This is a genomic window from Chryseobacterium potabilaquae (assembly GCF_902728265.1).
Classification (GTDB): Bacteria; Bacteroidota; Bacteroidia; order Flavobacteriales; family Weeksellaceae; genus Chryseobacterium; species Chryseobacterium potabilaquae.
On record NZ_CACVBR010000019.1, the window covers coordinates 34,379 to 47,108 of the forward strand.

Genomic DNA, 12,730 nt, shown 5'->3' on the forward strand with positions numbered 1-12,730 from the left:
AATAGATTATTTAAATTTTTCCTGGTTCATAAAAAAAGACTAATTTTTTATTAGCAGTATCAAATTCGGCCCACGAATTACAATCTATCTCAAAGCATGCTACTCCACAGGTGGGGAAATGAAAAATGTCTTCAGAAATAGAGTTGGCAAAATTCGAAATTCCATTATTATGAGAGAAAAAAGCAACTGAATTATGATCATCATTTAAATCATAAATGACTGATTCAAAATTTCTTTCAGAAGGATTATATAATTTATCATGAGTCTTCATTTTCAGATGATATGTCTGATTGAATATCTTGCATGTATTTAAAGCTCTTACCGCTGGACTGGAAACAAAACAATCAATGGAGATATTGTTGTTTTTCAAAAACCTAGACATGTGCATAGCTTCTTCCAGCCCTTTGTCAGCTAACGGTCTGTCAAAATCCTCTGTTTCCTCTGGCCAATCACTTTTGGCATGTCTTACGAGGATAAGTTTTTTCATACTTTTGTTTTTAAAAAATTAAAATTATAAAAAAAATAACGGAATAAAACATGATTTACAAAAAAAACTGTGTTAGGAATAAAATCATTAAAATTTACTAAATTTGCAGATCTATGGGACAAATCATTTCAATTGACTATGGAAAAGTACGTTCAGGTATTGCTGCAACAGATGATATGCAGATTATTGCAAGTGGGGTAGATACTATTCAAACCAATTTTTTACTAGAGTTTTTGAATCAGTATTTTAGCCAAAATAAGGTGGATGGAGCAGTGGTTGGGCTTCCTGTAGACCTGAAAGGTAATATTTCAGATGTGGAAGAGGATATTTTAAAATTCATTGAAGAATTTGAGAAAAAATTTCCTAATATTCCAGTTTATCGCCTGGATGAAAGATTTACCTCCAAAATTGCTTCATTTTTTATTTCACAAAGTGGTAAAAATAAAAAACAACGGCAAGAAAAAGGATTAATAGATAAAGTAAGTGCAACAATTTTATTGCAAAATTTTTTAGAAAAAAGAATAAGATGATATTACCAATAAGAGCGTTTGGAGACCCTGTTTTAAGAAAAGTAGCCAAAGAGATAAACAAAGATTATCCAGAATTAGGAGAGCTTATCGATAATATGTTTGAGACAATGTATAGTGCGAATGGCATAGGATTAGCAGCTCCTCAAATCGGATTAGATTTACGTTTGTTTGTGATTGATGTGACTCCTTTGGCAGAAGATGAGGATTATGCAGATATTAAAGATGAATTAGCAGAGTTTAAGAAGGTTTTTATTAATGCCACAATCTTAGAAGAATCGGGTGAAGAGTGGAAGTTTAATGAAGGTTGTCTTTCTATTCCGGATGTACGAGAAGATGTGAAAAGAAAAAGTACAATAGTTATAGAATATTATGACGAAAATTTTGTTAAACATACAGAAACTTTTTCCGATATTAGAGCCCGCGTAATTCAGCACGAATATGACCACATTGAGGGGATTTTATTCACTGATCATTTAAGCGCATTGAAAAAAAAGTTAGTAAAGGGGAAATTAGTGAAAATATCACAAGGTGATGTGAGTATCAATTATAAAATGAGATTTCCAAAGTAATTAAGAAAGAACTAAAAATAAGAAATAATACACAGTAAAAAGCTAAGGCTTATTGCAAAATTTACAAAAAATAAAATTATGCTGTTAGAAAAAATAATTTCAATTTCAGGAAAACCAGGACTTTATAAATTAGTTTCTCAGTTAAGAAACGGGTTTATCATTGAAGATGTTACCACTAAGAAAAAAGTAAGCATTGGTAACTCAAGTCAAGTAAGTTTGTTAGATAACATTGCGATGTTTACATTTGATAAAGAGGTTCCTTTGTTTGAAGTTTTTGAAAATATTGCTAAAAATAACGACTATAAAGAAGCGATTGGGCATAAATCTAATGACGCTGAATTAAAAGAATTCATGTCGACCTCTCTACCTAATTACGATACAGAAAGAGTATACACTTCTGATATCAAGAAATTGGCTCAATGGTATAATATCCTTCAAAAAGCGGGATATATCACTCCTGAAAGCTTTGTAAAAGCAGAACCTGAAACATTGGAACCTGCTCAAGAAGAAAAGACTGTTGAAAAAGAGGCTCCTAAAAAAGCAGCTTTGAAAGCTGAAAAACCAGCAACCCCAAAAGTAAAAGCTACTTCAGCCGCTAAAGCCGCTCCAAAGAGTACACATACTAAAAAAGGATAATTCATTTATTTGAATTTAAAATATAGCCTTATCAGAAATGATGAGGCTTTTTGTTTTGTGATAAAAAGATATTAAAGAAGATTTATCTTACATTTGTATCTCTTTGAATGCCCATTTATGAATACTAAACAAGAAAAATTAGAAGCCTTCGGAACACTATTAGATATTATGGATGATCTTCGTGAAAAGTGTCCATGGGATAAAAAGCAAACCTTACAATCGCTTCGTCATTTAACCCTTGAGGAAACTTATGAGCTTTCTGATGCCATTTTGAAGGAAGATTTACTGGAAATAAAAAAAGAGTTAGGTGATGTACTTCTCCATCTTGTTTTCTACGCTAAAATTGGTTCCGAACAAGAGAGCTTTGATATTGCTGATGTAATTACTTCTTTGAATGAAAAACTCATTTTTCGTCATCCTCATATTTATGGTGACATGGAAGTAAAAGATGAGGAGGAAGTAAAACAGAATTGGGAAAAATTAAAGTTAAAAGAAGGAAATAAATCTATTTTAGGAGGTGTTCCGAAAAGTTTGCCTAGTTTGGTGAAAGCCTATAGAATACAAGATAAAGTTAAGGGAATTGGTTTTGAATTTCATGATGCCGAAGATGCTTGGAAAAAAGTTGATGAGGAAATCAACGAATTTCATAGGGAGACAGACCTCAGAAAAAAAGAAGAGGAATTGGGTGATGTTTTTTTCTCACTGATCAATTATGCACGAATTTCAGGGATTAACCCGGATTCAGCTTTGGAAAGAACTAATTTAAAATTCATTTCAAGGTTTCAGAAAATGGAAGACTTGGCTGCTGAGCAAAGTTTACAATTGGAAAACATGTCGTTAAAGGAAATGGATGTCCTTTGGGAGCAGGCAAAAACGCTGTTATAAGCTATGAAAGTAGGTAACCCCATACATCATCAATTTCAATATTTATTAGAGATTAAAAAAACGGAAAGGAAGTGGCATTTTCCTTTTCTAGCTTCTTTGTGTATTGGGGCTTGCCTTTTTATTGGATATTTCTTAGGAAAACCAAATTATGGTAGTCTTTCCAGCTTGGGTGCTTTAACGATTTTATATTTTACTTCAGCTCCGATTACACAGAGAATGATTCATTTAGTTGTTTGTGCTTTTGGAATTGTATTTTCTTTTACGATAAGCCTGTTTTTTAGTTTTAATATATATGTGGCAGGTATATCACTAGGAATAATTTCTTTTTTAGCTCATTTTTTATCGTCCTATTTTAAAATTCCTCCTCCCGGAAATTTTTTTTTCATTATGGTTGCCTCCATGGCAAGCACATACAGCTTTGATTTGGAAATGATACCCATTCGGGTAGGACTAGTGGCTATGGGAGCTATTTTATCCTGTTCACTGGCTTTTTTATATTCGGTTTTTATTGAGAAAAATGAGATAATCATAGCTCCTAAGAGATCCCTTAGTAAGAAAAGATATACAAAGTTTGTTGAAAGTACCATTATTGGTTTCTTTATGATGCTGACTTTAATGGTTGGGCATATCTTGAATTTTCAGAATACATATTGGATTTCTATTGCTGCGGTGGCTATTATTCAAGGGCGGAATTTTGAGCATGTAAAGCAAAGAAATATGCATAGGATATTGGGTACATTTATTGGAATTGGTTTTGTGTGGTTGATTTTGCTATTTAATCCGGATACAATAATCATGATTGTTATTATTACGGTATTACAATTTATTATTGAATTATTGATTGTTAGAAATTATGGTTTTGCTGTTATCTTTATCACTCCTTTAACCATTCTGCTTACCGAAATAGGAAGCGGGGCCCATTATCATGCCGAAAACCTAATACACGCGAGATTGATTGATACCATTATAGGAAGTTTGATTGGTTTGGCAGCCGGTTTTTTTCTCCATCATCAGCAAATTATTAATAAATTAGAGAAAAATATCCGCTATTCTTATTTTAAGTTTAAAAATATAAAAAAATAGATATGGTACGAACTTTACTTCTATCAATTTTCTTAGTGTGGAGTTGTAGCCCAAAAGCACAGGATTCACCCCACACTGAGACCCTAGCTAAAGAATTTTCTTTGCCTAAAAAACTGAAAGAAGTTTCAGGAATTACCTTGTCTCAGGATAAAAAAATAATTTGGGCTATAGAAGATCAAGGAAATAAGAATGTTATATATGGTATTGATTTTAAGGGAAGTATAATAAAGGATGTACTTGTTAAAGATGTGGAGAATAATGACTGGGAAGATATTACGAGTGATTCTCACGGTAATCTTTATATTGGAGACTTTGGGAATAATGATAATAATAGGCAAAATCTAGCTATTTTGAAGGTTGATTTGAAGGATACTTCTCAAAATACAACTAAAATTATTCAAACAACAAAATTTCATTATCAGGGACAAACTGAATTTCCACCCAAAAAGTCGAACTGGTTATATGATTGTGAAGCATTTATCCAAATGAATGATAGCTTTTACCTATTTACAAAAAACAGAAGTAAGGGTTTTGACGGTACTTTTTTAGTATTTCAAATTCCTAATAAAGAAGGAGATTTTGAGGCTAAATTAATAGGAAAGTTAAAGCTTCAAGGAGGGTATAATGATGCTGCTATTACTTCCGCTTGTCTCAATAGGAAAGAGGATAAAATTGTTTTGTTAACTCATAAAAATATCCATATACTTTCTGGGTTTACAGATCATGATTTTAGTACTGTGGATATTCAGAAGATTTCATTGAATCATCATTCGCAGAAAGAAGCAGTAACATTTTTGAATGATGAAACATTACTTATTGCTGATGAAAAAGATAAAAAAAGGGGAGGTAATGTATATAGATTTTCTTTTTAAATTAATGGATATAGGTTTTATGTTATTGAAAACATAAATCCGAAGAACATTCTTCGGATTTTGTATGTAATTAAAAAGTCATTCCAACACCGGCCGAAATTCTACCCCCATCTGTACCTTGGAAATAGTTTAATCTTGCAGAAAACATTTCAACGATACTCATCCAGAATCCGACTCCTACAGATTGATGCCATTTTCTAGAGTTCTCATTATTATTCCATACACGACCTACATCGTAACCGAGTAAAATTCCCATATTGGCCGGTACGATGTTATTTCTCACTCTTCCAAAATCCCAACGTATTTCAGAATTGTTGGTAAAATAAGATCTTCCGGAGAATCTTTCATTTCTAAAAGCCCTCATCCCATTATTACCTCCAATGCTCGCCGCTTGATAAAACTCAAAATTGGTATTGCTAATCCACATGGCATTACTAGAATTGGCCAATACAAAATTCCCTCTTTTGTCTAATCTATGATCTATAGTGAGGGCTCCACTGAGTGTCAAGAAATTTTTATTAAAATTTGAAAGATTGGCTTTCCAGTCGGCATTAACCATAAATTCCATACCAAGAGTTGGAAAAGCAACATTATCTAGATTTTTATAGCTGAATGTATAGTTAGCTCCCGCAAACTGTTGATTAGTAAAAACTTCAGGTCTTACATCGGGAGATATATCCACAAAACGATTGTCTTTTCTCTGAACCTTATTCTTTTCGAAACTGAGTTGAAATTGATGTTGTAAATTCATCCAGCTTTTCTTTGAAATGGAAGGAGCAAAGCTAAATTTTGAAATTCGGGCTCTATTATATCTTCTTTGTGTTCCTTCCTTGTAATATTGACTTTCATTAGACAAACCAAAAAAGTTTTCTGAGAATCTTGGGGTGGTATAAGCGGCATCTATGTTGAAATCTAATCCCCATATTGCTTTTTTAAAAATACCTTTATATATGAGATTGAACCCTGCAGTAGCACTATAGAAATTACCTTTTAGACTGTGCTTTTGGGAATAAGGATCCCTAATAAAATTATTGACGGTGTAGTTGGCTAAGAAACCAAGGATTAAGCCATCATCGGGATTATAATCGATATTAGGATAACCTGCAAAATAATTATATTTTGGATGTTTATAATTGTAGGTGTTTATATTGTAATCATCTGAAATATTCTTGGTAGCGGAAGGAGCGTTATAGGTATTTTTTTGAGATTTAAAATCATAAATTTTCACTTTACTTCCATTCTTCACATTGTATACATCATGATCATATCCTCCAATTAATCGAATGTTTATTTTCGGCTTTCCATCTCCCAAAACTTCATATAGATCATCATCTTCCAACCCATAAATCCAAAGTTCTTTTGTTTTGGTGTCATAATAGGTCTTTTCAAATACAAGCTCAGGATTTTCTTTATTTTTACCTAATTTATATTGTTTCACATTCACTGAATTACCTGTTTTTGTGATAGTGAATTGATCCGGATTGGTGGTCCCTGCTAATGGAACTTTTTCTTGGAGAACATCATAATATCTAGTGGCATAATCTTGTAATTTTAGTCTTCTAGATTTTAGTTTTCTTTTAATATCAGCTAGAGTTTCATCTTGAACTTCTTTAGGCAAATTTTTGAAGGCATTTTCAATATCTTGATCACTAATATGTTCTTGAATGAATTTTGCTTGCTCAATCCAGTCTTTTTCTTCAGAACCTTTTAAAAATACAAGGTCCAGAGGATAAGGTTCCATGTTCACCCATTTTACATTTTTAATATCGTCCTTGAATGTTTTCATATGGCGAATAGCGGGGATGTTCATAATAATTTTAAATGCAGCCCCATCATATTTGCTAAATGCCTGGTCTCTATCTCTGGCAATAGGTTTATATATTATTTTGTCTCCTTGGTGATATTCTGCCCATTTCCATTGATCCGAATGTCTATCCCAATCTCCAATGAACATATCAAAAATTCTGGCTCGGATATATGATTCTTTATCAATCGAGTATTTATAGTTTTTGGTGAAGTTTTTTAGGATATCATCGGTAGAAAGAATGTCTTGTGCATTGTCAAGTGCTTTCAATGTTTTAGAATCTGATGAGAAACGTTCCTCTATCATATACATTTCATTACCATATTTATCGTTGTATTCTCCCAAAGCAGATTGTTTTGGGATATAAAATAATCTTGGATTACTGTGGAAAATATGTATTTTATCAGCAAGATTTCCTACTGAAAATGAAGTGAAAGGATGATTTGTTGTGTAAAAATCTAGTAAAAATTTCTCAGGGAAAGTATTTTTTAGTTCATCTCCAAATGTACTTTTCTTAAAAGCCATATTATTAAGAAAACGAACAGCACTTTTCTTTACTCCTCTCATAACAAACTCCTGACCATCCTGAGCCTTTAGTCGTAAGCTGTTTGATTGATTGCCTCCGCCTTCTCTGAAAGGGATATATCCTCCGTCTAATTCGGACAGATTTGCTGTAGGAGCCTCAATAGGTATTCCATAGTAGTATCTGTAATGTTCTCCCCATAGCCATTTATAGAATTTACCTTTTTCTGTTAATTTTTTAGGATAGATAGTAGATGAAAATGTTTTTGGAAAAGAATTGGGATAGGGATTAATAAATTCCTTAGGTTTTTCAATAACTTGGATATGAGAAAGTCTTTTGAATTGATTATTTTTTGTGGAAAAAAATTCAACATCTGTACTCTCGTCTTTTCGCATATTTAAAATGGCAAAACCACTCCCTCCATAAGAAAAATCAGTATGTTCTGCAATAGTGGAAGGATCTGTTTTGGACCCTGCTCCACTGATTATTTGTTTAATATTTCTATCCTCATGATACTGTAGGTTATGATCATGACCGGAGACAAAAATAATATTTTCTTTATCTTGGACTATACTTTTCAACCTTTTGGCGAGATCTGCATAGTGTTGATTGTTTATATCTTCTATACTTGCACCTGATGAACTTCTTAAGATATTAAGGGCGCTAGCAAATCCTGGAGCCGGAAATTTGCTTTTCAAAGGATAAAGATGGGATTTAACAGAGTTATATCCGGCATGAGTACCTGTGCTGATGACAGGATGGTGAAGGGCAACAATAATTCTTTTGTCTTGGTTTTTATTGATGAGGTCTTTAAACTCCGTAAAAAAGTCTTCCCGCGTTTTGATCGTACAATTTTTATTAATACCCGGAAATTGATTCCAATTGATCAAAGCCCATTCGGAATCAATAACAATCAGTTTAATGTCTTTTGTTAAATTAATATCATCAATAGGGCAGGAGCCTTTAGGTAAAAAAGCTTTTTTGTCATTGAAATAATTTTTTACAAAATCTTCTTGTGCTTTTAATCCCTCTAGTCCATGATACCAATCATGGTTTCCGGGAATAATTAACGTTTTTCCTTTAAAATTTTGAGTGATTATAAGTTGATTTTCTAGTTTCTTTTTTGCTAACGGGTATTCTTCATCAGTATCTTTGGGCATTCCTAAAGGATAGATATTATCTCCTAGAAAAATTAGCATGGAATTCGAGTCAGCAGAATCCAGCTTATTTTTTAGAAATTTCAATGTATGCTGAGCTTGAATTTCATCCGCATTACCTGCATCACCAACTAAGAAAATTTTAAATTTATTTTCTGATTTTATATCATTAACTTCATATAAGTTTTTTCCTTTTTTTACGTTATATGTTGCACAGGAATATAGCAGAACTGCAGATAGTATTATTCTGAAAGGAACAGATTTTTTTTTAAAAGAAGTTTTCAAGGATAAATTCATAAATTTACATTACAAAAATTCAGGAATGAGTATTTTACACAAAGCTAAAAATTATGTTGAAATCTTATTCAAAGATAAGTTATCTTCGGTATACTTTTATCATAATTTTATACATACTACTTATACAGTAAATAAAGCTGAAGAGATTATGGCATATACTCCTGTGTCGCAAGTGGATCAGGAAAAAGTCTTGTTGGCTTTATGGTTTCATGATATAGGGTATATTGAATGTGCTCAAAATCATGAGGAAAAAGGGGTAGAGCTCGTGAAAGTATTTCTTCAAAATGAAAAATATGATGAAGAGTATATTAATGATGTTGCGCAACTCATTTTAGCCACAAAGATTACTTACGAGCCACGAAATCTGCTGGAAAAAATAGTGAAAGACGCAGATTGTAGCCATTTTGCAAGCCATGATTATACTACCATTTCTGATGCATTGAGAAGAGAATGGGAACTTACTAATGTTAAATGTTTTTCTAATGAAGAATGGAATGAGGGAAATCTGGATATACTAAAAAATAAGCATCATTATTATACAGATTATGCGATAGAAAATTGGGACCCTTTAAAGAAAAAGAACATTAATAAGATTGAAAAGAAACTAGAAAAAGAAGAGGATAAAAAAGAAAAATCTGAAAATAAAAAAGAGAGGCCGGATAGGAGCGTAGATACTCTTTTCAGAGTAACGTTGAATAATCATACAAGGCTAAGTGATATCGCAGATAGTAAAGCAAATATTTTACTTTCTGTAAATGCTATTATTATTTCGGTTTGTCTTTCTGTTTTGGTACCAAAATTAGATACACCCAAAAATTCACATTTAATTATTCCAAGTTTTATTTTATTACTTTCTAGTGTTTTAACGATAATCTTTGCTATTTTGTCCACCAAACCCAATGTGACTAAAAATAAATTCAGTATTCAAGATGTTGCGGATAGAAAAGTAAATCTTTTATTTTTCGGTAATTTTAATAGAATGCTGTTTGAGGATTTTCACAATGCTATGAATGCTATGATTAAAGATAGAGATTATATTTATGACTCCATGGTTAAAGATTTGTATTATTTGGGAAAGGTTTTAGATAGGAAATATAGATTATTATCAGTTACGTATAAGATTTTTATGGCGGGGATAATCATATCTGTTTTATCATTTGGATATGCATTCCTGACGCTGTAAATCTTAAAATGAAATAAATAAACTGAAAATAATTTTGTTTGAGAGTATTGAACTTTACAATATATATAGTTCTAAACTAAAGAAACTCTTAATGCTAATAGCCCGGTAATTCCTTGCAAATCTTCGACTTTTAAAAACTCAATATCATGTTGGAGAATGTTTTTTTTCTGTAGCTTATTAATGTATTCTAAATATTCTTTTTGGTTTTCCATTCCGAAATATACGATGGTAATTTTTCCCGGACAGGTAATTCTTTCGGTAGAATCTTTTATATGGGCTTTATCTAAACGTTTTTTTATAATTTCATAATAAGAATTATAGGCGCCGTCTACATCAAAACGTTTTTCGTCCATTCGGAAACGAATATCTACTTTTTCATTATATACGAAAATGAGGGAAGCAATGTCCAATGAAGAAATAGGTAAATCTTTTTTAAAGTTACGGAATTCAATCTCCATTTTACAGATTGCCTTCAGTTGCCAGTATCTTAGTCTGTGAACATCCTTGGATGTATAGTGGAGCTCTGGAGAAATACTAGATCCAATAAATAAATTATGTTCAATCCCGTCTGATTTAAATCTTTCATAATAATGAGGAAAAATTTGTTGTGCCTTGATTTGATTTTCATCGAGTACATCAGCAAGCTTTCTATTGACTAACGTTATGGAGTCATCAAGATTCTTTCTATTAGCATAGAATAAATCATTTTGAGGGAAGATGAGTGAAAAATAATCTTTAATCTTTGTTTTTACTTCTCTTGTTGTTTTTACTTCCAATTTCCCTTGTAAATAGGGGTGAACTTCTTCTCGGAGGAATCTTTGAAGTCGTTGTTCTGTATCTGCTTTGATTTCATTGTTGAGTTCATTCTCAAAAATATCCAATGCTAATATATACTTTTCTGAATCGGAATTAATAGACGAAAATATATCATGGAGGGAGTCTAGTTGTTGGTTTAGATCTTCTCGCATTAAAATAAAACGTTTTTCAGATGAAGAACGAATATCGGAAAAACCGAAAAGAGGAGTTAGGTTTTTAAATGAAATTTGTTTTAGAGTGTACATTTTTTTTGCTAAAAATGCGTTAAAATATTTTTCTGCTTCATTTCGGAATTTCCAAACTACACTCTCATGAATGGTTGTGTACTCTCGCTGGATAATGGCTTCAATCTGATTATTTCTTTCAAAATTAAATCGATTGAGAGAGAATAGAATCATATCGATGAAAAATTCCATTTTTTTTAATTTCAAACCATTAAAGCTATTGACAATAGGTGATGTAAATTCCATAATGGCCAACAATTCATTGTCCTTTGTGATGGGAATAAGCATAAAACTATTGATATTGTTATCTTTTAAGATATTGAATGAAGAAAGTTTTTTAACGTCTTGATCCAAATGATCCACATTGGATATGACAATAGGTTTAGAATTATAATTAAGGTTATTGAATGCTATTTTCTGAATTTCATCATCAGTAGTATTGATCCAAAAGTCTAAAATATAATGGGTGAAAACATTATTATAAATAGGAAGCTTTTCTAGCTTTTTATCTCTGCTATTAAAAAGCATCAAGCCAAAATTAAGTTCTGAAACATCAAAATATGACTTAAATATTTCATTTAAATTTTCATCAGGATGTAAGTTCGTCGGATCTATTTGAATCATACTCGATTTAAGATCTGATAATGCCACCTCAGAAGTACAATCGACTAAAGAAATGATAGTGAAACCTTGTAGTATCCAAGATTGTGAGGGAAAGTATTTTTTCCACAGTGTAAAATCATCAAGATTTTCTAGAAGCATTTCTAGTATATCTTCTGAGGGAATTTTTGCTTTTTCTGTAGGGAATATTTCTGTGAAATCTGAGTTTACAGTAATTTTATAATGCTTCATGATTCCCTGTTTATTGGGAATATCATAATAAAAAGGAAGCGATGCTTTAATATCTTTTTTGAAATAGCTTTGTAATATAAGACAGCAACAAAATACATAGAACTCGTTATCGTCAATATTTCTAAGTTCTATTTCAAAATCTTGTCCCGCATCTTTTAGAATATTTTTAAACCTCTCCGTATAGTTGAATGTAATGTTGGAAAGAGGAATACTTGCGGCTTTAATTTCATTATGCGTTAAGCCTGTTGGAAAGAGATCTGCGAGTAATAATTTGATAAGATCTTCATTTTTTTCTAACAGGGAAACATCCTGAAATCCATCTTTTAGTTCCTGAAAGTTTTTAATTCTATCAATAAGAGATTGGGCATAATTAGCACGATATTCCAACCTATCATTATAACGAATATGCTCAAGAACATCCAAATATTTTTTGAATGATATATAAACCTGAAATGGGGCATCTTTTTTGTAAAGATCTGCCATTGTTACAATTTCGGGCTAAGTTATGAAAAAAACATAAGTTATGAAATGATAGTCGTAACCTTAGCTCAAGCTATATACTTAGCTTATCTTAATAAAATTAGAATTATTGTTTTGTAAAGAGGATGTAAAAACTGGCTTTAATCTATTCTTATGATTAATAATTTAAATACTATGTTTCTCATTATAGAAGGAAATGTAAAAGAAAAAATAATGTTCATTAATGCGTGTTTTTAGAATAAATTAAAACACTTAGTTGTGATAATTGTATTATTTTTATTATTTTTATCAATATTATTTATATTATTAATTTAAAATTTCCTTTATCGATA

At 31.4% G+C, this 12,730-nt stretch carries 10 protein-coding genes; 7 read left to right on the forward strand and 3 right to left on the reverse strand.

From position 1 onward, the window contains the following. Positions 1 to 10: 10 nt before the first annotated feature. Positions 11 to 487, reverse strand: coding sequence for a SixA phosphatase family protein (locus CHRY9293_RS11080; protein ID WP_162033041.1), 477 nt, complete (start codon positions 485 to 487; stop codon positions 11 to 13). Between the two features lie 113 nt (positions 488 to 600). Between CHRY9293_RS11080 and ruvX the strand changes: the two genes are divergently transcribed. From ruvX to CHRY9293_RS11110, 6 genes are all read left to right on the forward strand, one after another. Next, entirely contained in the window at positions 601 to 1,017 is a 417-nt protein-coding gene (gene ruvX / locus CHRY9293_RS11085; protein WP_162033042.1) for a Holliday junction resolvase RuvX, read from the forward strand. Further along, positions 1,014 to 1,586: a peptide deformylase gene (gene def, locus CHRY9293_RS11090; protein WP_162033043.1), complete on the forward strand. Its 573-nt coding sequence runs from the start codon at positions 1,014 to 1,016 to the stop codon at positions 1,584 to 1,586. Before ruvX ends, def begins: the two co-directional genes overlap by 4 nt. 78 nt (positions 1,587 to 1,664) lie before the next feature. Further along, entirely contained in the window at positions 1,665 to 2,222 is a 558-nt protein-coding gene (locus CHRY9293_RS11095; protein ID WP_162033044.1) for a DUF5606 family protein, read from the forward strand. A gap of 117 nt (positions 2,223 to 2,339) precedes the next feature. Further along, positions 2,340 to 3,107, forward strand: coding sequence for a nucleoside triphosphate pyrophosphohydrolase (gene mazG / locus CHRY9293_RS11100; protein WP_162033045.1), 768 nt, complete (start codon positions 2,340 to 2,342; stop codon positions 3,105 to 3,107). Between the two features lie 3 nt (positions 3,108 to 3,110). Beyond that, entirely contained in the window at positions 3,111 to 4,190 is a 1,080-nt protein-coding gene (locus CHRY9293_RS11105; RefSeq protein ID WP_162033046.1) for an FUSC family protein, read from the forward strand. A 2-nt stretch (positions 4,191 to 4,192) separates the two neighbouring features. Then, positions 4,193 to 5,062 (forward strand): hypothetical protein, encoded by an 870-nt coding sequence (locus CHRY9293_RS11110; protein ID WP_162033047.1) that lies wholly within the window; start codon positions 4,193 to 4,195, stop codon positions 5,060 to 5,062. A 70-nt stretch (positions 5,063 to 5,132) separates the two neighbouring features. On the opposite strand, the gene CHRY9293_RS11115 is transcribed toward CHRY9293_RS11110, so the two are convergent. Then, positions 5,133 to 8,843, reverse strand: coding sequence for a metallophosphoesterase (locus tag CHRY9293_RS11115; RefSeq protein WP_162033048.1), 3,711 nt, complete (start codon positions 8,841 to 8,843; stop codon positions 5,133 to 5,135). Between the two features lie 25 nt (positions 8,844 to 8,868). Here CHRY9293_RS11115 and CHRY9293_RS11120 point away from each other — a divergent pair, with 25 nt between their 5' ends. After that, positions 8,869 to 10,026, forward strand: a complete 1,158-nt coding sequence (locus CHRY9293_RS11120; RefSeq protein ID WP_162033049.1) for a Pycsar system effector family protein — start codon at positions 8,869 to 8,871, stop codon at positions 10,024 to 10,026. 71 nt (positions 10,027 to 10,097) lie between these two features. On the opposite strand, the gene CHRY9293_RS11125 is transcribed toward CHRY9293_RS11120, so the two are convergent. Beyond that, positions 10,098 to 12,401 (reverse strand): GAF domain-containing protein, encoded by a 2,304-nt coding sequence (locus tag CHRY9293_RS11125; protein ID WP_162033050.1) that lies wholly within the window; start codon positions 12,399 to 12,401, stop codon positions 10,098 to 10,100. Positions 12,402 to 12,730: the final 329 nt, after the last annotated feature.

Coding starts and splice junctions, on each gene's coding strand:
- CHRY9293_RS11080 (WP_162033041.1), bottom strand. CDS start 487: ATGAAAAAACTTATCCTCGTAAGACATGCCAAAAGTGATTGGCCAGAG.
- ruvX (WP_162033042.1), top strand. CDS start 601: ATGGGACAAATCATTTCAATTGACTATGGAAAAGTACGTTCAGGTATT.
- def (WP_162033043.1), top strand. CDS start 1,014: ATGATATTACCAATAAGAGCGTTTGGAGACCCTGTTTTAAGAAAAGTA.
- CHRY9293_RS11095 (WP_162033044.1), top strand. CDS start 1,665: ATGCTGTTAGAAAAAATAATTTCAATTTCAGGAAAACCAGGACTTTAT.
- mazG (WP_162033045.1), top strand. CDS start 2,340: ATGAATACTAAACAAGAAAAATTAGAAGCCTTCGGAACACTATTAGAT.
- CHRY9293_RS11105 (WP_162033046.1), top strand. CDS start 3,111: ATGAAAGTAGGTAACCCCATACATCATCAATTTCAATATTTATTAGAG.
- CHRY9293_RS11110 (WP_162033047.1), top strand. CDS start 4,193: ATGGTACGAACTTTACTTCTATCAATTTTCTTAGTGTGGAGTTGTAGC.
- CHRY9293_RS11115 (WP_162033048.1), bottom strand. CDS start 8,843: ATGAATTTATCCTTGAAAACTTCTTTTAAAAAAAAATCTGTTCCTTTC.
- CHRY9293_RS11120 (WP_162033049.1), top strand. CDS start 8,869: ATGAGTATTTTACACAAAGCTAAAAATTATGTTGAAATCTTATTCAAA.
- CHRY9293_RS11125 (WP_162033050.1), bottom strand. CDS start 12,401: ATGGCAGATCTTTACAAAAAAGATGCCCCATTTCAGGTTTATATATCA.